Consider the following 24,989-nt stretch of genomic DNA (forward strand, 5'->3'; position numbering starts at 1 on the left):
TCATATAGCATACAAAACTAAAAAGGACTGTTAGGACAGTCCTTATTTTTTGTTTCCAATAAAGCTACAGAGGGGTTGTATCCAACAAATATTGCCATAATAAACTAGAACCCAAATAAAACATTCGTCACAAAAATGTCGTATACTAGAGGTTGAGAGATAATTAAAGTAAGAATTTCATAATGATAAACTTTGTTGCTCTTAGCTATTTTAAGCATATTTGTCTGACTTAAATAAGATCATGGGCTTGATAGAAGTGAAATACATCCGGCAGTTTCTCGGGCTGCTCTTTTGCCTGCTGCAGCTTCCATTATCTGCAGCTTTATCTTCGATACAGCAATTTACGATCATGGATGGACTTTCCAATAATTCTGTGAACACTATATTTCAGGATAGTCGTGGATTTTTATGGGTCGGTACTGAAGATGGATTAAACCGATATGATGGCTATAGATTTGAAGTCTTTCGATTTATTCCCGGGCAAAATGAATGCCTCACTGGCAACCGAATTGTAGCAATTACAGAAGATTCTCATGGCAATATATGGATTGGTACCCGCAGTCGGGGAATCAGTGTTCTTCAGAAAAAAGACGGACGATTTCGGACATTTCAGCACGATCCGCAAAACCAACATTCCCTGCCTGAAAACGCAGTTTTTGGATTCTTTACATGCAATATGGGAGAATTGTGGGTAAAAACAGAGAATTACCTCTGCAGATATGATTCATTTACCGATAATTTTCATGCATTCGGTCACTTCTCTAATGTGTTCAAAAGAATCCATGCTTTCGGGCTACCGGTTTTTGAAGATTCAGACAGTACTTTTCTCATAGGAACAAAAGATGGATTGAATCGCTTCGACCGGAAAAGAAGAGTTTTTCACCGTTTGTACATGGAGCCCGAATCTCAGGAAGGTAATCAACATGCAGTATTGGATATTCTATCAATTAATAATGAACGGGTTTTACTTGCCACCACCGGTGGTCTTAAAATGTTAAATCTAAATGAGTCAAGCGTAACTCTTATCCCCGGTGCGGACAGGCATACAAAGGTTACGGTAAACTCTTTAATGCGAGATAAAACCGGACGATTATGGGTTGGGACTAATAGCGGGCTGGATATTTTTGATCATCAGCGATTTCAGCACAGGAGTGCTCCTCTTGGAGGGATTGAGGCTGAACCACTAGACAGAAAGGAAATAACCAGTGTATTTGAAGATGAATCGGGAATAATATGGGTAGGTACCAGGCATCATGGTATTTTTAAACTCAACTTTCTTCCCTATAAATTTCAGTCGATTGGAAGATCAGATTTAGAGCAGTGGCCTGGCCACTCCTTAAATATTCTTTCAGTAATAAATGATAGCCAGGGAAATATTTGGGCCGGGACTTTAACACGTGGATTGTTTAAATTCAACAGAGAAAAAAGAGTTATCAATCATTATATAATTAACAGGGAGTCGTACCTTAACAAAAAAGATGCAGTTTGGTCACTACATGAAGATTATCAAGGACGGATATGGATTGGCACAGAACGTGGGATTTACTACATTGAGCCCTTTAGCAATGTTTTACGAGAATTTAATTACGGATATGATGCTCGTTACGCAACTTTATTAAGGAATAATGTCATCACATCAATAACCAGCAATCATTCAGGAATTTGGTTTGGCTCACGCTTTGGTTTGTACCAATATATAAATGGTCGGGTTGTCGGTTACTTTAAAGGGCAAGGAGCTATTAATGGACTTAACTCTGACGAGATTCTTTCATTATCAACCGACCAATCAGAAACATTATGGATCGGAACCTCATCGGGAATAAATTATTTTGATGAGCTGATGGGAGAGATAAGGGAGGTAAATTTAATGTCTTCCGGATTAGAATCATTGAATCAGGTTTTTTCAATAGCTCATGATCAGACCGGAAACATCTGGTTAGGAACAGGATCGGGATTGCTGCGAATGCATAAAACTGAATCCGATTCCATGCGGACTGAACTATTGCCAGGCCTGTCAAATGAGCTCATTGCTTCGGTCATTACAGATAAAAACCGAAACATTTGGTTTAGTTCAAGCAGAGGTGTTTCATTGTTAACACCTGATGGAGTAATCAGAGATTTTGATACACATGATGGTTTACCGGGGCATCAATTTAATACGGGGAGTGGCTCTTTAGGAAGTGAAGGCGAAATATACTTTGGTGGGGTTAATGGACTTTGCTGGATTCGTCCGGACTCCATTCAATACAATCTACACCAGCCGAGGGTTACAGTAACGGGCATTACATTATGTCACAGAGGCGAGTGCACCGAAATTTTAGAAGGATATCCCGATCAGGTGAAATTTCGTTTCAAACCTGGTATGCTTATGGAAATAAATTATGCAGCCATGGATTTTGCCCAACCACACAAGAACAGTTTTAAAGTAAAGCTGGTTGGATATGATAAAACCTGGCGTCCATTAACCCGAAACAACTCTGTTGTTTTCTCCAATTTGTTACCCGGAAAGTACAAATTTATGGTTTTAGGATCCAATAATGACTTAATTTGGAGTGAAGCTCCATTTGAAATGAAAATTGAGATTACTCCACCCATATGGATGACTAATTATGCCTACGCTTTTTATTTATTAATGATCATTTTTTTAATTCAGATGATCATCAATTACCGCATAAGACATTATAAGAAAGTGAACCGGACGCTCACTGAGAAAAGCGTAGATAAAATAAGGCTGGAACAACAACGGGAAGCTTTAACACGCATCAATCAAAACCTTACTGACAGCATCAATTATGCAACCAGAATTCAATCAGCAATGATTCCTTCAGAAAAGGTATTCCGTAGTGTGTTTCCTCAATCTTTTATCTATTTCAGGCCACGTGATTTGGTTAGTGGCGATTTTTACTGGATGCACAAAGATGATCACAGATTATATGTTGCAGTGGTAGATTGTACAGGACATGGCGTTCCGGGAGCTTTCATGTCAATTATTGGAATGGATTTATTAAAAAACATCATTACAGGGAAACAAATAGATAGTCCTGCTCAGGTTCTAAAACAATTAAGCCTGGAATTAGATGCCACATTACGAAAAAATGATCAGAGCCTTTTTGGCTCTGAGACCATAAAAGACGGAATGGATATGGGGCTGTGTATGATCGATACCCAAAAACGCGAAATCGAATTTGCAGGTGCTGTCAATGGTTTGTATCTGATCCGAAATAACGAATTGCAAACATACAAAGGAGATCGCTTTGCCATTGGGCGGTTTAATGAAGGAAATATTCCGGAATACTCCGCTAAGCGCATTGAACTCATGGAGGATGATATCATCTATCTGTTTACCGATGGCTATGTAGATCAATTTGGAGGTGCAGAAAAGAAAAAGTTTAAATACAGAAGATTCCGTCACCTGCTCTTAAATATTCACAAACTACATCCGGATGATCAGAAAGCCATTCTTCACCAGAAACTTGAAGAATGGAGAAATGGTGAAGATCAGGTTGATGACATTCTGATTGTAGGTTTGAAGCCCTTAAAGGAAGACGCTCCTGAGTACTAGAAACTGATTCAATTGTTACTTCAAGCCATAGGGGCATGATGAAGTCTCTTATGATGCGATATTTCAAGCATGCAGTAATCTCTTCATATCTTATTTGCCCATCTAAATAATTACGCTCTTAAAATCCTGAAATTTCTGTTGCAAGAAAACAAAGCAGATCCTTAATCAGGATTTACTAAATGTTACAACATTAATCAAGCCAACCACTGGTTAGCTTGATAAATGCTGTTTTATTTTATCAATCAGTTCCTCCGGTTGAAAAGGCTTACTGATATAATCATCCATTCCTGAAGCCAGGCATCGCTCTTTATCTTCCGGGAAAGCATTGGCCGTAACTGCAATAATTGGAACACGCGTATTTGTGCTTTTTTCCAGTTCTCGAATCTTAATGGTTGCTTTAAACCCATCAATAATAGGCATTTGAACATCCATCAGTATCAAATCGTATTTAGCCATTCCGAACTTCTCCAGAGCCTCTTTTCCATTAAAGGCAAAATCAATTTTCTTGACCTTATTCCTGATATATAAATTGATGATTTGCTGATTACTAAAATTGTCTTCAACCAACAGAATGTGTGCATCTTTCATGTCTACTATTGGCTTAAACGTGGTGTTGCTGTTTCGGCTTTTATCTGAAGCAACAATATTGGCGAAGTTTGAAGACGCAGTTGAGAAGGTGGCACCAAATTCAAAAATGGTTTGATCGGGTTGTGGTGTAATATTTAATGAGTGCCCGTCTACTTCAATCATCTTTTGAGTAATCCCCAAATCAAGATAGTTGATGATTTTCCCGGCATTGAGCTTTACCAGGTCCTGATAATTGAAAAAACCTTCTTCGGAATGATTATCCTTTTTTGAAGAATATATAAAATCGCTGATGATGCGGAAAATAAGTTCCACCCTGTCGGGCATACTATCAACTTTAACTACCTCCAGTGTAATATGCTTTTGCTCAGCTTTGTTTTCTCTGATAATGCTGTTGATGAGATTCAGCAGTATTTGTTTAATTTTTATATTATTTCCGGTGAGTTGAGTTGGAATATCGGGGGCAAGAGAAAGATTAAACCTGACTTTGCTCTCTTCGTAAGGAAAAAGTCGGAGGACATTGTTCAAAGTATTGTAGAGACTGAAATTGGTTATCTCTTGTGAATCAGACGGATTTGATTTAGATGTTAGCACCAGGTTATTGACTACACTTACCAGGTTATTTGCTGAAGCATGAATCGTGTTAATGTAATCTTTTTGCTCATTATTCATTGAAGTTGACTCAAGCATGTCAATTATTCCTGTGATGTTACTTAGAGGCGTTCGGATCTGGTGCGATAGTTTTGATAATAAATCTTCTTGTGCTTTATTTTTATTCTGGCTATCGAGTATAATCCTCTCCTTTTCCAATAAAACCTCCGAACGAATAAACTGAAAGGCAAAAGCAATGATGATGCTAAAAACAAAAAGAATAAGGTAAAAAATACTGCTTTCAGTCGAATATTGTTGGAAAAAAGGACTAAGGTTTTGAATAAAAAAGAAATGAGCCAGCATGAAGAGAGCCAAAATAGCGGTCCATCGGTAACCTGTTCTTCGTCCGCGAATGGCTGTAGTAAAAAAAGGAAAAAATAGAACCCATACAATTCCCAATTCTGTGTTGCCACCTAAAAGAACGAAAAAAACGCAGGCAAGAAAAAGGATGGAAAGTAGAAGGTTCTGATGAATCAATCCTGTGAATTTTCTTAAATAGAGATGACTTATGGCAAGTAAAAAACTCAGGGAAAGAAAAGGAATTGCCAGCTCTGCGTGATCTAACACCAGTGCCCAGATTCCCTCGGCAAGTACGATAAGGGTAAATGAAAGACTCGCTATATTTAACAGCAAAGATTTTACTTTTGTATCCATATCCGCCTTTTCATCTTGCTCAGAAATAAAAAGGCCTATGAGACGGTTAAGAAGATTGGTTACCATCGACAAATATGATTTAGAAATCGGATTGTTTTTTTCGCAAAATAGTTAAAAAACATAATTTATTAAAACATCGCGACTTAATTCTACATAATTCGTTATTTTGTTTTAGGAGTGATGCATTAAACCACTTATAACAGGCATTAAGCAATCCCAATAACATCAGTACTTTGAGAGGCCATGCAGACAACAATTCCATAACAGTTGTCTGTTTTTTTGTTTTGACCAATAAAAAATTATGTATTAACTTGACCATATTAAGTTTAACCTTTCAAATCTCTATTATGTCAAAACTGTCTTACTCCTATTTTCTGCCAAAACACTTCTTTGTTCTCATTTTTGCATTTTTGCTCATAACCTCATCATGTCGCATTCAGTTGATAGCTGATTATGATGCAAATGTAGCTGAACAGATAGGTAGAACGGCTATGAAGGTCGAAAGATTTTATCTGACAATGCTCGAAACTACAACTGTTGAAAACAATGGTCGTGCATACGACCATTTTACTGAAGGCTATATTGATGTAGAGGTTGAGTTGATATCGTTACTAAACCGAAACCGGGTTCGACCACTGAACGAGAATTCGGTAAGAATTTGTGAAATCACTCTTGAATTGTGGCAAAAATATAAAATGGAGCACAAGGAGGACAACTCTATCAGTGATGGGGTTATAGGGTTGAACAGACTAACTTTCAGTGATCTTTTCTTTGCCATGCAAGTGGCAGAAAGAGCTAAAGAACTAATCGATTAAAACTTCTAAACTATGAGTGAATTTAATATTGACACAACATTAAGAGAAATGGCAGACGCCATAGGGGACACCATTTCAAAAGACAAAGAGAAAATAAAGGAAATTATAGTAAAAATTCTAAACCGAAGAAGAGAGCGAATGAAGATGTTGGTTGAGTTGCGAATTACCGGAGACCTAACGCAACAACGATTCGAATCAAGATTAGAGGATGAGAAAAAAGTACTTGAAGCGGAATTCAATGCCATTGCAGCATTGAATAAAGCAATGGTGCAAAAAGCGGTCAATGCAGCTTTGGATGTATTGACTAAAACAGTCCGAGCCTTACTGTAATCCGAGATTTCAATTCAAAATGGCTCCATCCTGTAAATACACATTTTTTTTGTCATGATTATTGAAACCAAACATGCAGCATTCATGTATTAATGTAAAGTGACTGATTTAATCAATAATCATCTATAATTCCTATTTATGAAGAAATATGTTGTTGCATTATTAATTATTGCCATACCAATTGTAACGTTCTCACAACAGCACGTTCCCGAAGTGGAAGATTACGAGCGCTTTCTGAAGTCTAAAACCTTGGTGGTTTTAGATGACGCCTTAATGAGTTTTTACAATTCAAGAATTCAAGAGGTGGTTGAACGCTCATGGACTATCACTCCCTATGAATTTATCTCCTCACGTGAGTTTGAAGAGAAAAAACACGATCCCAATCTCTCTTTTCTGCTGACAACCATTGTCACTTTTGACCGTGACAAAACACGAGCAAGGTATAATTTTCTGAGTCTGCTTATGGGACAACCCAATGCTGATGTAAAAACCATGCCAGATTTGTGTTCACTGCCTTTATCATATCTGGATGTCGAAGAAGATAGCTATCTGTATAAGCTTGAGGCATTTGTTTTATTCATGCAGAGTCATGTTAGAAACGCACTTGAGGACAGCAGATTTATTGGTGACCGAGGATTTCGACGATACAACAGAGAACGCGGAAGCCTGGAAGGCAAAAAACTTCTCTTAACCAAAGAAGATCTTGCACCAGATATCTCAACCCGCGCAGCCATTGCCCAAAACTATCCATACGATTTTGAGATTGTAACCCGCGATGAGATTGAAGCAGCCATCGCCCGTCAGGATCCTGATGTGGTTTTTTTACACAAAGTAGGTCCGGAGGGAACAAGAATTCGTGCAAGAGTATACAAACTTTTGGTTGGTGCTGCCGATTCAAAACTTTACTACTGGAATTATCAAATGATTAAACACAGAAGCGATGATGCATTTCAAAGACGGGATCTCAGGAGGCTTCGATAATAAAAGTTAACACTAATTTATGTTCGAAAACAAGGCGCTATAACTCATTTGAGTTATAGCGCCTTGTTTTATTTTTATCCGGTTTGTTATAAGAAAAACCTAATAGTGCTTTTGTGTTGGATTTTAGCAGGTTGGTGTTTTGACACATAGCCAGACTGTAATCATAATCATGATAATGTAAATATTTTGTCTGCTATTTTAGAACAATTCATCTACCCCCTCATTGTTAAATCTTGTATATTATTGTCATGTGATTTTAATTAATCGTTTTTACCTTAAAACAATACACATTATGAAAAGAATTACTCTTTTGGTGTTTGCGATATTGATTTGTATATCGTCAGCACATGCTCAATTGGTTGTAATATATGAAACCGATTTTAATTTAAGAGCCTTAGGCGCTGAGAATCATGCTCAGTCCGGGGATCTATCAGAAGATCAGGGAGGTTTCTGGTGGAATGGCCCCAGATATAACGATACTTCAAACAGACCCGGAATTATGGTAGATGGCTCTGCTGTGGAACAAGACCCTAATGACCCGGATGTGAATTACATGAGAACAGGCTCCAATGCCACAATCACAGATGGAGTACCTACATCGCATCATTTTAGGGTTACTCCTGCGACTCCATTTCTAAACGGAGGAAAGGTTTCCATCACCTATACTGTTCATGGTGGCGGTGGTGCAATAGATATCTATGATATGACTGATGGTGGACTATTGGGAAGCGTAAGTACTGATGGTCCTTCACGCGTGCCTCGTACCGCGGTGTTGGATCTTCCAAATGACTTTAGCGGCATAAAAACCATTGGTTTTACAAGAGGTAACGGAGTTACTTATTTTGCCTGGGATTTAAAAATAGAAACCAACGAGGATGATAATGGTGATGGTGGTGACAATGGAAATGGTGATGATGTTGAACCTTTCTATATGAACTGGAATTCAAACCCAAGTGCTTTTCCATATGACTATACAGTTGGAGATATTACAGTAAGCATCGACCCTGTTTCAGGTTCAACCAGCACGTCAGATCCATTATGTGGATTCGATGAAAGCGATGTTGTTATAGAAAGAAGACTTCAAACCAACACATTAATTCTCGAATTAAATGGAATCTCAATGGCTGAATTCCATGTGGCAGGAGGTTCGAGTGGAGGAACATCCTCACGTACAATTCACAGTGTGTTTCTGTTGGATGCAGAGGACAACGAAGTATTGATCAGTAATCCTGATAATATTTACTCTACAATTGTTGGTGATGGTTGTGGCTTAACAGGAGTTACTGGTCTGGAAGTTCCAGACGGTTCCAGAGTTAAGATATTATTTAATACATCCTTAACAAGCAATGTTGAAACTCCTCAAAATGTGAGAGTTGGAGAAATGAAGATTGTTCCAATGTCAGAAGATCTTGAACTTAGTGATGCAAAAGAGATTCTCTCTGCAGTTGTACCCGGAATGGAATCTAGTGACATAGAAAGCTCGGCCAAATTGGTAACAATTAAAATGCCAGCAGGAACTGATTTGACTGCCATTGAGCCTCAATTTTCAATTTCAGATGGTGCTTCAATTCTACCTGACGGACCACAGGATTTCTCAGTTGGAATGGTTGTATACACAGTTACAGCTGAAAATGGTTCTACTGCTGAATGGTCGGTTTCTGTAATTGCAAATGGAACAGTATCTATTTCCGATAACGGCAAATCAGCGATCTGGTATGTGTCAGGTAACACAATTAATCTAACCAACCTGGAAGCAGGAAGCATTGTGCAGCAGATTGCATTATCCGGATCTGTTGTAAGTGAAGGCGTTGCTTATGGCAATAATTATGAATTACCTTTGGTGAGCGGAGTTCAGATTATTCGCATCATTTCAAACAATTATGTTGAAGTGATTAAAGTTACAGGCAAGTAGTTCTCATAGATAATGATTGAAAAGGGAGGGATTGATAAATTTCTCCCTTTTTTCATGTGTAAATAATTTGTTTTTAAGTTGATCCCGAGTACTCGGGAGAACTCGCCAAAGAATAATGCTTCATCGTGAGAAAGTATAACTTATGGCTCGTTTCATTTGATGGTTTTTGATACATTTGCATCTTGAAATTTGTCAAAAATTTAATAACAAAAATATGTCAGACGATAAGAAGATTATTTTCAGCATGGTGGGTGTAAGTAAAGTTTACCCTCCTCAAAAAAAGGTTTTAAGCAACATTTACCTTTCGTTTTTTTATGGTGCTAAAATCGGTGTTATTGGTCTGAATGGCTCCGGGAAATCTACCCTTTTGAAGATCATTGCCGGTTTGGAGAAAAACTACCAGGGAGAAGTGGCATTTTCTCCAGGATATTCGGTTGGATATCTGGCTCAGGAACCAGAACTGGATAACAGCAAAACTGTAAAACAGGTTGTTGAAGAGGGGGTACAGGAAATTGTGGACGTATTAAAGGCTTACGAGGCCGTTAACGAAAGATTTGGAGATCCTGAAGTGCTGGAAAACCCTGATAAAATGGAAGCCTTAATGGATGAACAGGCAAAACTTCAGGAGAAAATTGATCAGTATGACGCATGGAACCTGGACAGCCGTTTGGAGCGAGCTATGGATGCATTGCGCTGTCCTCCTGAAGATCAGCTGGTGAGCGAACTATCAGGAGGTGAGCGTCGTCGCGTGGCATTGTGCCGATTATTGCTTCAAGAGCCCGATATATTGCTTCTTGATGAGCCAACCAACCATCTGGATGCAGAGTCTGTTCAATGGCTGGAGATGCACCTTCAGCAGTATAAAGGAACCGTTATCGCAATCACTCACGACCGCTACTTCCTTGACAATGTTGCCGGGTGGATTCTTGAACTGGACAGAGGCGAAGGCATTCCCTGGAAAGGAAATTATTCATCGTGGCTTGAGCAAAAATCTAAACGCCTGGAGCAGGAAGAGAAACAAGCCTCGAAACGCAGACTAACACTTGAGCGTGAACTCGAATGGGTTCGAATGGCACCAAAAGCGCGTCAGGCAAAGTCAAAAGCACGTTTGGCTGCCTACGAAAATTTGCTTAAAGAAGATGTAAAGCAGAAAGAAGAAAAACTTGAAATTTTTATTCCTAATGGCCCCCGTTTGGGAGAAAAGGTTATTGAGGCTCACGGCGTAGCCAAGGCCTTTGGAGAGCGTTTGTTGTTTGAAGATTTAGAATTTTCATTGCCCCGCAACGGAATTGTAGGTATTATTGGCCCCAATGGTGCAGGAAAAACTACCCTGTTCAGAATGATTATGGGACAACAGCCTGTAGATAAAGGAACCTTTGAAGTTGGTGAAACCGTTAAAGTTGGGTATGTAGATCAATCTCATACAGATATTGATCCCGAGAAAACGGTGTACCAGGTTGTTTCAGCAGGACAAGAGACCATTCGGATGGGAGGCAGGGAAATTAATGCACGCGCGTTTTTATCGAGATTTAATTTTGCCGGAGCCGATCAGGAAAAGAAATGCGGAGTGCTTTCAGGGGGAGAACGAAACAGGCTTCACTTGGCCATGACACTGAAAGAAGAAGCCAACGTTTTGCTTCTGGATGAGCCAACCAACGACATTGATGTTAACACTTTACGTGCTCTTGAAGAAGGTTTGGAAGATTTTGCCGGGTGTGCCGTCATCATCTCTCACGACCGCTGGTTCCTCGACAGAGTAGCTACCCACATCATTGCTTTTGAAGGCAACTCTACGGTCTATTCCTTCGAAGGTGGATATTCCGATTACGAAGAAAACCGCAAAAAACGTCTGGGAAATGAAGGCCCCAAGCGAATCAGGTACAGAAAGCTGGTAAAAGACAGTTAAAATAAGATTCTATATTGAGGAATAATTAAACGGGCAGGCTGGTAAACCATCTCGGTTTCCCCTGTCTGTTTATTAAAACTTTCGCTAAAAATATTCTTTCTATTGAATAAATTGGTTATTTCCAATCCCCATTGTTGTGTAATTCTTCCTCTATTTGTTTTTAGGGTAATTGAAAAATCAGTGCGTGCATAGTTTTTTAGCTTTCTTGAAAAAGCTCTGGTGTAATCAAACTCTCGTTCATATTCATTAAGTTCACTATTAAATGATGCAGTCCATGGAGTGGTACGCATGCCACCGGCATGCGTAGTCTTAAAATCAAAAGCAAGCATTTGTCGTGAATTTAGATTGCTTTTTCTTATTTCAAACTCTTTGCCCACAAGCGCATTAACCACATGATTGTTGTTGAAAGCTGTACTACTTGAAATCTCATTACTTCCTTTATAAACTGATTCAAAAAAAGATGCCGTTATCAGGTAATAAAAGCCTTTATTGAGAAATCGTTCCAATGTTAATTCTACGCCATGGTTACTGCCCGTACCTTTACTTTTCATAAATTCAGCCAATTCAAACTGAAAAGAAGCACCCTGATTTAGTACAGACCATGCATTGCGTTCAGCGGCATCAATTGCGGCACGGGATATATCCTGTCGGTAAATCTCCGTTTTAATGCGTGTAAAAGCGTTGATACGAAAATCATATCCCATTACCAGGTGTCTGCTTCTGATAAAGTCCAGATTCCGGTTTGGCATTATAAATTCTCCATTATTATTCACTTGCAGAAAATAGAGAATAGGTGAAGGTGTCAGGTGATGCATCCCATAACCAAAGCTGAATATGTGTCGAGGTAAAGGTTGCCACTTTATTCCCAACCGCGGGTCAAATGCACTCTTCCCGTTTAGTGTATTATGTTGATGATTAATCCCTGTATTTAAAGTAATTTCATCAATTGGAATATACTGCCATTGGAGGTATGATTGCAATAACGTGAAGTTTCCTTTATGGTTAAATTGTTGTTCCCAGCGTTGTTCATACTTTCGGTGAATGCTGTCCTGAAGACTGGGAAAAACTATGGTTGATGAAAAGCCGGCTCGCAACAGATGTCGGAAAGAGAAACTTCTATTGAGCATGACCGAAGCAAAAAGTCTGTTGTCAGTCATGTTATCCCGGTAAAAAGGTTCAATTGAGTATGTCTCCGGGGTGATTGTGTCAACTTTATTGGTTGCTGATTGCGTCATTGCCGCCAGTGTAACCCGCGTATATGTGTTTGAGTTGATATGATAAAGCTGATTTAGTCCAACAACACCAGTTCGTGCTGAACTGGTTATATCAAACCCATCAATCCCATACAAATCGAGCCTCTCATTGATTGTGTCCTTACGGCTGTCCCAAATTTCAATAAAACTCTTTCCTCCCAACCCAAACAAAGATATTCGCCCCAGCCTTGTATTTGGGAAATTGACTTTAAAAGAAATATCCTGATAGTATGGCACCCCAACGGTGCCAAAATCCATCCCAAACCTCTCAAATAAAGCAAGTGTTGAGTAGCGATAATTAATGAGAAATGATGACCCTTTTTCTTTTCTTATGGGGCCTTCAGCGCCCAATTCAAAACCATTAAAACCTACCTGTCCGAGAAATTCGTTTTGCTCATTGTTTCCATTTCGCATTCGCAGGTCGAACACTCCAGAAATGGCATTGCCATATTCAGCCGGGAAAGCACCGGTAAAAAAATCGGAATTACTTAACAGTGTGTTGTTGAGCATAGAAACAGGTCCACCTGTGCTTCCCATCATTCCCCAATGATTAGGGTTCGGAACATCCACACCATCAAGTTTCCAGAGAAGCCCGACTGGAGAATTCCCCCTGATGATGATGTCATTCCGAGAATCGTCATTCCCCATTACTCCGGCAAAGTTGGCAGCCATTCTTGCCACATCGTTAAACGATCCGGCGTAGCGTTCTGTCTCTTCAACTGTAAAACTCCTTGCGCTTACCGTTGCCAATCTGTTAATTGGTGCAGTCTTATCTACATCAGCAGTAATGGTAACTTCCTCCCCAAATATGCCGGATTGATCCAATTCTATATTCAGAACAAGTTCCCTTCCCGATTGCAACTCCAAATTATTGAGAACAATATTACGATAACCAATGAAAGATACAGTAATACTGATTCTGCCAACAGGTACATTCTCAAAACGGAAATATCCGTTTTGATTCGAAACGGCTCCCCGTTGAGGATCCAGGCTTGTGATCACAATATTGGCTCCCGGAAGTGTAGTCTGGGTCTGTCGGTCAATCACTGTTCCTCTAACGGTTTGAGTTAAGGATATTGAATAAAGAGAAAAGTGAAAAACCATCATCACGCAAAGCAGTATAATGGCTTTTATCATGAATTAGAAATTGAGGTTAACAGGTATTAATTTGCTATTTCGCAAATTAAACTAAAAAAAGGTATTTTGGTAGGGGTGAAATTCGTTAGTTCTGGAAATTTTTGAAACAATCGGCCTGTGCAGATAATACATATTGAGTGAACCTTTGCCTTTAACCTTTCGGGAAATGCGTTTAATCAGTGTATAATAATCCTTTATCAGGTCGTAGGTTGATTGAGACACATTAATCTGCATCGGATTTGAGTATCCCTGCATTCGTGCAGCAGTATTTACAGTGTCTCCAAAAATGTCGTATGACAGGTTGTCTTCGCTGATGATTCCGGCAACAATGTCACCGGAATTCAATCCAATACGAATTTCCCAATCTATTTTGTACTTCTGATTGTGTTCAATAATATACTGCCGCATTCGTTCAGCCATTTTGGCTGCCACAAGAGCATGGTTTCTATCATTGTTCCACATTCCGCTTACCGCCAGGTAAGCGTCTCCAATTGTTTTAATTCGTGTACAGTTAAATTTGCTGGAGATTTTATCAAAGGCAGTAAATATGGTTTTTAGCTCATCCAACAGACGCTTTGGCGACATCTTTTGTGACTTTGGCGTGAAGTCAACCAAATCGGCCATGATAACTGTTACATTCCTGAATCGTTTTGGAGCAATGACATCCGAAGTCTTAAGAGACTCCAATATCTGAGCAGGCAGTAACCCCTTAAGAATGTTGTCTGTTTTTACTTTTTCCGCCTCAAGTTCACGCTTCTGCAAACGAAGCTCCTTCAGTGTATTTGCCAGGGTGGCTGCTGTTCGGACTCGTGCCAGCAATTCGTCAGGCTCAATTGGTTTACGGAGATAATCTATGGCACCGGCCTCAAGAGCCATTCTTACATGATCCGACTTAGTGAAGCCACTGACCATAATAACAGGAATATCTTTTGTTTCTTCATGCTTATTAAGTGTTTGAAGTGCATCCATACCTGAAAACTCAGGCATCTCCCAGTCCAATAATATTAAATCCGGTTTTTTTCTCATAGCAATAGTAAACACCTCATAACCATTATGTGCTCTGTAATAGGTAGCATTGTTGCACATGGTATCCAGGTGGCTTTTTATAAACTCCACCAGGTAATCTACATCATCAGCTATAAGAATTTTAGGACTCTCCATTTAGTTGATTAATAAGCTAGCCGTGTCAAAATTAATATTTTTTAGCAGTTTAATACTGTTGTTTAGCAATATTTATTTCGGATGAAATAGTGTAAAATATGAATTGTAAATTGCATTCAAATATCATTTATCTTAAATTGCATTTTCTTATTAAAACACCAAAGTTATGACAGAAAAGAATTGGCACTTGTTGTGCCATCTATCGGCATTGGCCATGTTCATTATTCCATTTGGGAATATCGTTGGGCCGTTAATCATCTGGCTTTTAAAAAAAGATGAATTTCCAATTGTAGATCAGGAAGGTAAAGAGTCGTTAAACTTTCAGATTACAGTAAGCATCGCGGTATTTGTGGCAGGAATCCTGACTTTTGTTTTAATCGGCATTCCGCTATTAATTTTAATTGCCTTGGCCAATATCATATTGATCATCATGGCTTCGGTAGAAGCTAATAATGGCCGCGCTTATAAATACCCGTTTAATTTAAGATTGATTAAATGATTCTGATTAACAGGGAACTTTTGGATGAAGTATCAAGCCAGGCTAAAAGTTCACCCCGCTTAAGAAAGAATTATAACTTCCATTCTTCCTTGGAAGACCCTATTAACAGGATGCTTAATGCATTTGAGCCTGACACTTACGTCAGGCCTCATATGCATAAAAGTCCCGACAAAAGAGAAGTATTCATAGTGCTGAGAGGCAAATTGGCTATGTTTTTCTTTGGCGAGGATGGTATTGTTGAAAACGTTATAATTCTTGATGCTTTAAAAGGAAATTACGGGGTTGAAATACCCCCCGGAGTTTGGCACGCTGTTTTTTGTATGGAAACAGGAACTATTGTTTATGAAATAAAGGATGGTCCTTATAACGTTACCGATGATAAGCATTTTGCTCCGTGGGCTCCCGAAGAAGGGAGCCCGGAAGCAATCAATTACCTGAATGAACTAAAGAAACACCTGCCCAAATAGAATCCTGTATTTATTTGGGTTCCCAAAAGCATCTTTTAGGGGATACTATTTTTTCTTCTTTCTTAAGTTCTTTCATTGCAGCATCCACACTGCTCTTATCTAAACCGGAGAGGTCGGCTATTTCTCCTGCTTTAAGAGGTTTAGCCGCTTTTTTCATAGCGTCTAGTACTTTTGCAACATTATCCATTGTATACAGTTTTTAGTAATTATTCCTTCAAATAATAAGCAATAACTTTGTGCGACTTGCATTAAAAGCCAATCCGGTTATACAAGGCTTTCTGAATTATCCATCAACCATGCATTTTTCTCATCCACTTCAAGCCACAATCGATCACCAGGAAAATGAAAATCAGGTGAAAGATGCACAAGTAAATCATTCTCTGATTCAAATCCGGATTTAGTATTGCAAATGAGTTCGGTATACTCGCCCATAAAAATACGCTTTTTTACTTTAACCGGAACTGTACCTGTCTGTGCGGTGGTGTGTACTAAAAATGAATTGGGACGAACTGATATCGAAATACTTTTCCCAAGATCTTTGCTTTTAGATAAATTGAATACCCCAATTTCAGATTCAACTTTCCCTTTTTCAACAACATCACCTTTAAATATATTTGTTTTGCCAAAAAAATGAGCAATATATTCGTTTGCCGGATGGTTGAATATTTCTTTCGGCGTTCCTTCCTGCATTAACACACCTTCTTTCATAACAGCAACCCGGTCTGCAATAGCCAAAACATCTTTGGTATCATGAGTCACAAAAACTACTGTTGTTCCGGCAGCCTTTAATATCTCTCTGATCTCTTCTCTGATTTGATTTTTTTTCATGGAGTCGATGTTGGAGAAAGGTTCATCCATGAGTAAAACTCCAGGGTTTGGAGCCAATGCCCTCGCCAACGCGACCCTTTGCTTCTGACCGCCAGATAATTGATGAGGATATCTGTTTTCATACCCCTTCAAACCAGTTAAAGAAAGAACTCTCTCGGCCACAGATTGCTGTTCATTTTTGGGAAGTTTATTAAGACCAAATACGATATTCTTCCATACAGTTTTGTGTGGAAATAGAGCATAATCCTGAAATACGATTCCAACACCCCGGTTGTTAGGTTCTGTAAAGAGCCGTTCATTTGCCATAACCCGGTTATTAATAATAACCTCCCCCTTTTCTGAACTCTCGAATCCAGCAATAATTCTCAGAGCTGTAGTTTTTCCACAACCACTTTCGCCGAGCAGCGCTGTTATTTGACCTTTTTCTACACTAAGATTAAAATTAATCAGCGACCGGTATTTATTTCCCGGGTATGTTTTCGTAAGATTTTTTGCGCTAAGGATGATGGACATAACCTTGCTTTTTTAGTGTTTTTCTTAATAAAAGTACGGCCATTAGACCAACAATAATAATTACCAATGAAGCGGGGGCAGCTTCGGGAACCCGCTCGTCCGACGCAAACTCAAATGCACGAATCGCCAGTGTGTCAAAATTGAACGGGCGGAGAATCAGTGTAAGAGGCAACTCTTTTAAAACATCAATAAAGACCAGTAAAGCTCCGGCCAGAATTCCGGGATGAATCACCGGGATCAATATTTTAAAGAGCGTGTTTCTGTTTGACATGCCCAGGGATCGTGATGCTTCATCCAGAGAAATAGACGTCTTTGCCATGACACTTTCAATGCTGTTGTATCCAACAGCCATAAACCGAACCGCATAAGCAAATACCAGAGTGAACCATGTTCCGGTAATTATGATGCCACCAGTGCCTCCTGTAAAACGTGCCAGTTGATTGTCAATCCAAATAAAAGGAACCAGCAACCCTACCGCTATAATTGCCCCGGGAATGGCATAACCAATGGTAGCAAACCGGGTCATGAAACGAGCCATTCTGGAAGGAAATGTACGAACTGTAAACCCGATTAAAACGGAAATAGCGATAACCAGCACGGCAGCCAATGAAGCCAGTAGAAAACTATTTTTTAGAAGGCTGAAAAAGCGATGATCAAAGGCCAGATGACTGGTTTGAATGCTCCAGTATATCAACATCGCAACAGGCAAGATAAATCCGAGTAAAACAGGTATCATAACAGTGAACATTGCCAGAAATCCATTCAGACGGTTTAATTTCTTTTGTCGCAAAGGGCGAAACTGACTACCAACAGAATCATACCTTCTGTCACCTCTGTGCAGCCGTTCTGCCATTAATAATATCAGTACAAATATCATCAGATATCCACTCAGTTTAATGGCTGAAACAGGACTTCCAAAAGCAAACCAGGCAGAAAATATGCCAGTGGTAAATGTGTCAACACCAAAATAACTCACAAGTCCGTAATCGTTTAACACTTCCATCAAAGCCAAAGAAACACCTGCAACCAAAGCTGGGCGTGACAATGGAAGCGCAATTCTAAAGAAAACGGATAGCGGTTTGTGTCCCAGTGAGTATCCGGCTTCTAAAATAGAGGCTGATTGTTGCATGAACCAGGTTCGTGCCAACAGATATACATATGGATAAAAAGAGAGAGAGAGTATGACGATAGCGCCAGGCATCGACAGGATATTGAAAAACAAAAACTGACCGGTTTCAAAACCAAAATTATTTCTTAAGTACACATAGGCCGGAGAGGTGTAGTCCAGCATACCAACCCATGTAAAACCTAAAATATATGCAGGAATTGCAATGGGGAGAACCAATAACCATTGAAATACACGCCTGCCCGGAAACTTGTACATGCTCACCAACCAGGCGGTTGAAACACCAATCAGGGTAACCAGCACCGCAACTCCGCCCATGAGAATCAGCGTGTTGATGGTATAAGCAGGCAGCAGATTCCCGGTAATGTGTTGCCACGAAGCATCCCCTGTTTTAAAGAGATGCCCGAAAATAATCATCAATGGGAAAGCCACAGCCAGACATACCAGAAACGAGATGCCCATCCAGCCGTTAAAGTAGTTTCTAATGCGAATCGGTGTTGAAAACCGTTTTAGTTTTTCAATCATATATCTGTTCTACTCCCAGCCTGCGTTGTTAAAAGTAATCATAGCCTGATGAATAAATTCGCCCAAGTTATGTAACGGTAATGTATCTGATTTAAACTCTCCCCAGCTTTTTAACAATTCCGGCCACTCAACATTAGGGTTTACAGGGTATTCATAATTCTCACTGGCAAATACATTCTGCGCATGTTCGCTCAAAAGGAATTCCGTCAGTAATACTGCATTATTATAGTTTGGAGAATTCGCTGTGATTCCAATTCCACTAATATTTACATGCGTACCCCGATCGTTCTGGTTTGGAAAAAACACCCCCATTTGTGAAGCCACTTCCCGCTCTTCCCTGTTCACCGAATTTAGCATCAGACCAATATAGTACGTATTTGCAATGGCAATATCACCTTCTCCCGCAGCGATTCCCTTGATTTGATCCCTGTCGTTACCAATGGGATTTCGTGCCATGTTATTTACAATTCCGCGTGCCCAGTTCTCTGCACCTTCCCCTCCATGAGCAGCCAAAACTGAGGCCATCAAAGTTTGGTTATAGTGATTCTGAGAAGACCTGACAAGCACCCGGCCGTTCCAATGATTCTCAGTAAGGGACTCATAACTGTCAAGTTCAGATGGATTAATTCTTCCTTTGGGATAAATTATTACGCGTGCGCGCTTAGTGAATCCCAGCCAGAAATTTTCGCTATCGCGAAAATGCAAAGGCACCAGCTGTGTTGCCTTTTCAGAATAAATTGGCTGTAATAATCCTTTCTCTTTGGCAATGATAAGTCGCCCGGCATCTGCCGTGATGATGATATCAGCAGGTGACCTTTCACCTTCCATCTCCAGCCTGTTAAGTAATTGATCTGAATTGGCCTTTACAAGGTTTACCCGGATACCTGTCTGTTCGGTGAACTCTCTGAACAACCGCTCATCGGCCTGATAATGACGACCGGAATAAACATTTACCACCTCCGCGTGACGAGTACACCCAAACATTAGAACAGCTGCAACAGATATTGCCAGCATACGTTTTAATAACATAGATATCTTTTTTAGTTATTTCTTCCTCCGGATTCTCCAAACCCGAAGGCATTCTTTATCCATTTTTCAATCTGCAAATTTAATTAGAATCATTCTAAATAGAAAGGATTAATCAGTTTTTTGAAATCTTTCAACCATTAATGTCCGGTAAATTTTTAGACAAGATGCTATAATGCCTGCTAATTGTTGTGTCCCTAAGGGACACTTGGGATTGGGGTTAAATTTTCTCTACCGACATTCTGCGCCTACGGCACAGTCCCGTTAGGGACTAAAGATCGGTAAAGCAATTAGTTGGAAAAGAACTATTGCCCCGTTAGGGGCAAAACAACTTTTTACCGGACACTAATGTCTTTAAACAAACACATCATCTCTTTTCTTTATAGACAGGCTTCAATCCCTGTTTATTCAATTTCAAAATTGAATAAAGATTATTCATTAATTTATTAGAATAAATTATCTCAATTTAAAGATATATTTGCAATCCATTATTTTACAAGAATGGATCTCATATTTGAACACTTAAGATGTTTTATTGTAATAAAACCTATAAGGTGATTTTCGAAATCTCGAATTTCGGAAAGATTATATGTATCTTGCGGAGCTAATTCTAGCTCTGACTCAAATATGTTAATCATGTTGTTAAAACCGCATATCTTACTCATCGCCATGTTTCTGGCAGGAGCCTTAAAGGCTCAACATATGCCAAACCACCGCGATTTTCGTTTCCTTGAAATACGCGGTCATTCAGGAAGCCATTTATATACAGGAGAATCACTTTCTGAAGCCCTGTCGAACGGATACGGAGCCTTACAGGTGCGATATGGCTGGCAAAGCAGCAACCCTGAGGGTTGGCAAAACATGTATCTATACCCGGCATACGGTTTTGGCTGGTACAGCGGTTTTATTGGCAATCCCGATTTACTGGGAACCCCAAGTGCGGTGTATGGATTTATTTCCTTCCCACTGTTTCATCATCATCGTCACCAAATGGTTCTTGATCCCGCTCTGGGTTTGAGTTATGACTTAAAGCCATTCGACGAAGAGAAAAATTACCTGAACGATGCCATTGGCTCCCGATTTAATGTGTATTTCAATTTAAACATTGGAGCCAAGTACCGACTTAACCGCGAATTGGATTTTCTTTATGGTCTGGATATCACTCACTTCAGCAACGGTCGTACTTTTCGTCCAAATGCAGGATTAAATATGTGGGGATTTAATTTGGGGTTGAGATATCATTTTAATATACAACAAAATAGAATAGACAACACTTCCCATCCAACCACATTACTGGATGTGCGACCGATGTTAGAGGTGTTTAAATCTCCCGAGAAAATTCGTACGGGATCTTTTTGGATTTATGGTGCTGGCGGCTTTGTTCAAAACGATGAAGACAAAGGAACCGGGAAACAATATGGAACCATTACCGCCACAGCAGAGTACCAGTATAAACTGAACAGTAAAAACGGACTTACCGGCGGTCTGAATTTTTTCTATGACAATAGTCTGAAGTCCAGATATCCGGATAAGCGACATGACTTCTATGGAGCACATACCGGTTATGATTTCATGTTTTGGCAATTAACTTTAAGAATGCAGGTTGGAACCTATCTTCATGCCAGAGGACACGATTTGAAAGGAAATTTCTTTTTAAGACCTGCAATTAAAATGGATGCCGGAGAACGTTTATATTTTCAGCTGGGGCTTAAAACCCAGGCCGGCTTTAAAGCCGACTGGGTAGAATATGGTGTAGGTGTGCGTTTATGGCAATGATATTTTGCGATTCTTTTTTAACTTTGCACCCCTGAATTCATTATCCCACTTTAAAGCTAAATAAAATCATAAGTCGTAAAAGAGTAAATCATGGCACAGAAACCATCCATACCAAAAGGCACCAGAGATTTTTCACCATTGGAAATGGTGAGACGAAATTACATATTTGACACAATAAAGGGTGTTTTCAGGATGTATGGATATATGCCAATTGAAACTCCTGCCATGGAGAATCTGGACACTCTGCTGGGAAAATATGGTGAGGAAGGTGATAAACTGCTTTTTAAAATTCTCAATTCGGGGGATTTCTTATCGAAAGCAGACAAAGCTCTTCTTGAAGCAGGAGATTCCGGCCGCGTTACTGGCCAAATAAGTGAGAAGGGTTTGCGTTATGATTTAACTGTACCATTTGCCAGATTTGTTGTACAACATCAGAACGACCTCACTTTTCCATTCAAAAGATACCAGATACAACCCGTTTGGCGCGCCGACAGACCTCAAAAAGGAAGATACCGGGAGTTTTTCCAGTGCGATGTGGATGTTATAGGCAGTGATGGTTTACTAAACGAAGTTGAATTAATTCAGATAGTGGATGAGGTTTATCGGCAATTAAACATTCGGGTGGTTGTAAAGCTCAACAATCGTAAGGTTTTGGCTGGCATTGCTGAGATAATCGGTGAACCAAACCGCATGGTTGATATCACCGTGGCGATTGACAAACTTGAGAAAATTGGACTACAAAAGGTTAATCAGGAGCTTGAAGACAAAGGGTTGAGTAATGAAGCCATATCAAAACTTCAGCCAATATTGGCTCTTTCGGGCGATAATTTCTCAAAACTAAACGCATTATCAAGTGTGCTGGCTTACTCTGAAGTGGGATTAAAAGGCGTGGATGAACTGAAAATTGTTTTGAATCACACCAAGTCGCTTGGGTTAAACACGCCTGTTGAAGTTGATCTGACGCTGGCACGCGGACTAAATTACTATACCGGGGCAATTTTTGAAGTCAAAGCTCTTGATGTAGAAATTGGTAGCATTACCGGTGGTGGTAGATACGATGATCTAACCGGAATATTTGGGCTCAAAAATGTTTCGGGAGTGGGCATCTCTTTTGGTGCAGACCGCATTTTTGATGTCATGAATCAGTTGGATTTGTACCCAACAGATGTGACCGCTGCCACTCAGTTACTTTTCGTAAATTTCGGAGAGAAAGAGGCTGCCTTTGCTTTAAAAATTGCCAACACCATGCGTAAAAATGGAATTCGCACGGAAATATATCCGGATGGTGCCAAAATGAAAAAGCAAATGAATTATGCCGATAAAAAAGGTATTCGGTTTGTGGCCATCATTGGTGAAAGCGAGTTAAATTCAAACCAAATAACCATAAAAGACATGAACGCGGGAACTCAGGAAACTTTATCTGTTGAGAATGCCATCCAAACAGTCGTTAGTGGTTTATAAAAAACACCCTCACAGGAGATCTCAGAATCTGATCCCGGCTCATTCATAAATTTTGCATTTAATTCGCGAATCTGTCGGATCAGTCGCATTCTGAATTCATGTTCCGCCTGATAAAGTTTTATCAGCTGATCAACGGTTAGTATTCTTTTGAATTTCTCGTGATAATGTCTATCGAGTTCGGCCTCCTGCCATCTCAGGCGAATTTGCAAATCAACCAAAGCCTCTTTTTCAGCGTTGGTCATATTAGCCATGTTAGTTTCAAGATTCCGTCTGGCCATACTCCTGGTCGCAATAAGGCTATCCTTTTTATGAGAGTAGTTATTATAAACAGGCCAAAATCGATTTGAGGCGGCATCATTAAGACCAATTCTTTCAGATATAAATGATGTCTTCTGATCTTTAAACCTTTGAATCTGCTCTGCCTTGGAGCATTTCTCCTGCGAATACGCAGAGAAAAAAAGCATCCCTAAAAATATGATGGCTAATACTCTATTCATGATCTATAAAATTTATCTTTTGACTTATTGTTGTAACCCAGGCTATAAACCCCAGCCTGATTCTCACAAACAAATCGGGTCTCAATATCTGTATCGTACTTAAAACTTTAATAGAATAAAGTCAACATTATCAACTCTTCCTCGTCAATAGCATCAAAAAAGGTACTGTCCGGAAGAATAATCAGGCTTTCTGTTTCTGAAATGAACTCTAAAAGTTCATATTCTTTAAAGTAGTCAGCCGGTGTTACCTGGTAGAACTCAATTGACTGCACCGATTCTGTTTGCATAAAAGTATCCGGAAATATCCGTTCAGGCAGCTGCTTATATACAAGCGCAATGATTAAAAAAGCTGCAGCCATTCCAATCCATGGTGCAAAAACAGAAAGTTTCTTCACAGGTGTAACAACCTCTTCTTTTTCTTCGATATTGATTTTTTGAAAAAGATTGGACTCAAACTCATTAAAGTACCCTTCAGGGACTTTAAAAGGAAGTTCTTTACTCCATATTTTCTTGTCTTTATCCATTGGCTTTATAAATGAAATGGAACCATATATCTCCGGCATTTATAATAACCGGTATTTCGCTCCCTACAAACAGCCGTATGGCGTTTGTTTATTTCTTTGATTGTTGGTTCTTTAAAAGGTTTAATCAATTAAATACCATATTAAAATAGTTCATTATTAATCAATGCTTCAATCTTTTTTACTGCATGAAAATATGAAGCTTTTAGAGCACCCACAGAGGTGTTCAGAATATCAGCCATCTCTTCATACTTCAAATTATCAAAATACTTCATGTTAAAAACCAGCCTTTGTTTATCAGGAAGAGAGAGGATTGCTTTTTGAAGTCGCTTTTGGATCTCATCTCCAGTAAAAAGAGGATCTTCATCAATCCTGCCAGACATTATATTCTCCAAATCGTCGAATGAATTCAGCAACTCTGTTCTTTTTTTGTTGAGATAATTAAGCGCCTCATTGGTTGCAATTCTGTATAGCCAGGTAAAAAGCGATGAGTCCCCTCTGAATCGATCCAGATTATTCCAAACTTTTACGAAAGTATTTTGCAACAAATCATCAGCATCCTCATGTATAACAACCATCTTTCGCAAATGCCAATACAGACGCTGACTAAACTTGTTAACGAGTAACTTAAAAGCTTCCTCGCGCTGCTGAGGCATCGCCATCATGGCTAATATTTCCTGATCGGAGAGGTGCATTTTTCGCTAACTATAAGCTTTTCTTGGTTTACTTTTAAAATTTCGACCTACGAAGGTACAAAAAAAGAGACTGTAAAATCAAACAGCCTCTTTTATAAAATATTTCCA

At 39.4% G+C, this 24,989-nt stretch carries 20 protein-coding genes; 10 read left to right on the forward strand and 10 right to left on the reverse strand.

The features are described 5' to 3' along the window. Positions 1 to 241 precede the first annotated feature (241 nt). Positions 242 to 3,562: a ligand-binding sensor domain-containing protein gene (locus tag B5X70_RS12825; RefSeq protein WP_079558306.1), complete on the forward strand. Its 3,321-nt coding sequence runs from the start codon at positions 242 to 244 to the stop codon at positions 3,560 to 3,562. Positions 3,563 to 3,772: 210 nt separating this feature from the next. On the opposite strand, the gene B5X70_RS12830 is transcribed toward B5X70_RS12825, so the two are convergent. Beyond that, on the reverse strand, positions 3,773 to 5,518 hold the full coding sequence (locus B5X70_RS12830) for a response regulator (RefSeq protein WP_079558307.1): 1,746 nt from the start codon (positions 5,516 to 5,518) through the stop codon (positions 3,773 to 3,775). A 281-nt stretch (positions 5,519 to 5,799) separates the two neighbouring features. Between B5X70_RS12830 and B5X70_RS12835 the strand changes: the two genes are divergently transcribed. The 5 genes from B5X70_RS12835 (at position 5,800) to ettA (ending at position 11,396) form a co-directional block, all read left to right on the forward strand. Further along, positions 5,800 to 6,267 (forward strand): hypothetical protein, encoded by a 468-nt coding sequence (locus tag B5X70_RS12835; protein WP_079558308.1) that lies wholly within the window; start codon positions 5,800 to 5,802, stop codon positions 6,265 to 6,267. 12 nt (positions 6,268 to 6,279) lie between these two features. Beyond that, positions 6,280 to 6,597 carry a hypothetical protein gene (locus B5X70_RS12840; RefSeq protein ID WP_079558309.1) on the forward strand — a complete coding sequence of 106 codons (318 nt, stop codon included), beginning with the start codon at positions 6,280 to 6,282 and terminating at the stop codon, positions 6,595 to 6,597. Between the two features lie 138 nt (positions 6,598 to 6,735). Then, the gene (locus tag B5X70_RS12845) at positions 6,736 to 7,578 is read left to right on the forward strand and encodes a hypothetical protein (RefSeq protein ID WP_079558310.1); all 843 of its coding nucleotides are present in this window, start codon (positions 6,736 to 6,738) and stop codon (positions 7,576 to 7,578) included. A gap of 292 nt (positions 7,579 to 7,870) precedes the next feature. Then, positions 7,871 to 9,490 carry a hypothetical protein gene (locus B5X70_RS12850; RefSeq protein ID WP_079558311.1) on the forward strand — a complete coding sequence of 540 codons (1,620 nt, stop codon included), beginning with the start codon at positions 7,871 to 7,873 and terminating at the stop codon, positions 9,488 to 9,490. Positions 9,491 to 9,704: 214 nt separating this feature from the next. Further along, entirely contained in the window at positions 9,705 to 11,396 is a 1,692-nt protein-coding gene (ettA, locus tag B5X70_RS12855) for an energy-dependent translational throttle protein EttA (protein WP_079558312.1), read from the forward strand. Here ettA and B5X70_RS12860 read toward each other — a convergent pair. Together B5X70_RS12860 and B5X70_RS12865 are read right to left on the reverse strand one after the other, a co-directional pair. Then, entirely contained in the window at positions 11,393 to 13,786 is a 2,394-nt protein-coding gene (locus tag B5X70_RS12860; protein WP_079558313.1) for a TonB-dependent receptor, read from the reverse strand. The genes ettA and B5X70_RS12860 overlap by 4 nt on opposite strands. 51 nt (positions 13,787 to 13,837) lie before the next feature. Continuing rightward, positions 13,838 to 14,947, reverse strand: a complete 1,110-nt coding sequence (locus B5X70_RS12865; RefSeq protein WP_079558314.1) for an adenylate/guanylate cyclase domain-containing protein — start codon at positions 14,945 to 14,947, stop codon at positions 13,838 to 13,840. A 166-nt stretch (positions 14,948 to 15,113) separates the two neighbouring features. Between B5X70_RS12865 and B5X70_RS12870 the strand changes: the two genes are divergently transcribed. After that, entirely contained in the window at positions 15,114 to 15,446 is a 333-nt protein-coding gene (locus B5X70_RS12870; RefSeq protein WP_079558315.1) for a DUF4870 domain-containing protein, read from the forward strand. After that, the gene (locus B5X70_RS12875; protein ID WP_079558316.1) at positions 15,443 to 15,913 is read left to right on the forward strand and encodes a WbuC family cupin fold metalloprotein; all 471 of its coding nucleotides are present in this window, start codon (positions 15,443 to 15,445) and stop codon (positions 15,911 to 15,913) included. The genes B5X70_RS12870 and B5X70_RS12875 overlap by 4 nt, the downstream gene beginning before the upstream one ends. A gap of 10 nt (positions 15,914 to 15,923) precedes the next feature. Here the strand turns inward: B5X70_RS12875 and B5X70_RS12880 are convergent, their stop codons facing one another. The 4 genes from B5X70_RS12880 to B5X70_RS12895 form a co-directional block, all read right to left on the reverse strand. Beyond that, a complete protein-coding gene (locus B5X70_RS12880) occupies positions 15,924 to 16,100 on the reverse strand; it encodes a helix-turn-helix domain-containing protein (RefSeq protein ID WP_079558317.1) in 177 nt (58 codons plus the stop codon). A 77-nt stretch (positions 16,101 to 16,177) separates the two neighbouring features. After that, positions 16,178 to 17,254 carry an ABC transporter ATP-binding protein gene (locus B5X70_RS12885; RefSeq protein ID WP_079558318.1) on the reverse strand — a complete coding sequence of 359 codons (1,077 nt, stop codon included), beginning with the start codon at positions 17,252 to 17,254 and terminating at the stop codon, positions 16,178 to 16,180. Then, positions 17,238 to 18,905 (reverse strand): ABC transporter permease, encoded by a 1,668-nt coding sequence (locus B5X70_RS12890; protein WP_079558319.1) that lies wholly within the window; start codon positions 18,903 to 18,905, stop codon positions 17,238 to 17,240. The genes B5X70_RS12885 and B5X70_RS12890 overlap by 17 nt, the downstream gene beginning before the upstream one ends. Positions 18,906 to 18,914: 9 nt before the next feature. Beyond that, positions 18,915 to 19,934 (reverse strand): Fe(3+) ABC transporter substrate-binding protein, encoded by a 1,020-nt coding sequence (locus tag B5X70_RS12895; protein ID WP_079558320.1) that lies wholly within the window; start codon positions 19,932 to 19,934, stop codon positions 18,915 to 18,917. A gap of 633 nt (positions 19,935 to 20,567) precedes the next feature. Here B5X70_RS12895 and B5X70_RS12900 point away from each other — a divergent pair. Together B5X70_RS12900 and hisS are read left to right on the forward strand one after the other, a co-directional pair. Then, positions 20,568 to 21,707 (forward strand): acyloxyacyl hydrolase, encoded by a 1,140-nt coding sequence (locus tag B5X70_RS12900; protein WP_157666468.1) that lies wholly within the window; start codon positions 20,568 to 20,570, stop codon positions 21,705 to 21,707. A gap of 90 nt (positions 21,708 to 21,797) precedes the next feature. Next, entirely contained in the window at positions 21,798 to 23,168 is a 1,371-nt protein-coding gene (gene hisS / locus B5X70_RS12905; protein WP_079558322.1) for a histidine--tRNA ligase, read from the forward strand. On the opposite strand, the gene B5X70_RS12910 is transcribed toward hisS, so the two are convergent. The 3 genes from B5X70_RS12910 to B5X70_RS12920 all read right to left on the reverse strand — a co-directional run bounded on the left by B5X70_RS12910 (position 23,114) and on the right by B5X70_RS12920 (position 24,881). Continuing rightward, positions 23,114 to 23,665 (reverse strand): hypothetical protein, encoded by a 552-nt coding sequence (locus B5X70_RS12910; RefSeq protein ID WP_079558323.1) that lies wholly within the window; start codon positions 23,663 to 23,665, stop codon positions 23,114 to 23,116. The genes hisS and B5X70_RS12910 overlap by 55 nt on opposite strands. A 107-nt stretch (positions 23,666 to 23,772) precedes the next feature. Beyond that, the gene (locus B5X70_RS12915; protein WP_079558324.1) at positions 23,773 to 24,228 is read right to left on the reverse strand and encodes a hypothetical protein; all 456 of its coding nucleotides are present in this window, start codon (positions 24,226 to 24,228) and stop codon (positions 23,773 to 23,775) included. A 101-nt stretch (positions 24,229 to 24,329) separates the two neighbouring features. Beyond that, positions 24,330 to 24,881, reverse strand: a complete 552-nt coding sequence (locus B5X70_RS12920) for an RNA polymerase sigma factor (RefSeq protein ID WP_079558325.1) — start codon at positions 24,879 to 24,881, stop codon at positions 24,330 to 24,332. Positions 24,882 to 24,989 lie beyond the last annotated feature (108 nt).

The organism is Alkalitalea saponilacus (assembly GCF_900168165.1).
Taxonomy (GTDB): Bacteria; Bacteroidota; Bacteroidia; order Bacteroidales; family Marinilabiliaceae; genus Natronoflexus; species Natronoflexus saponilacus.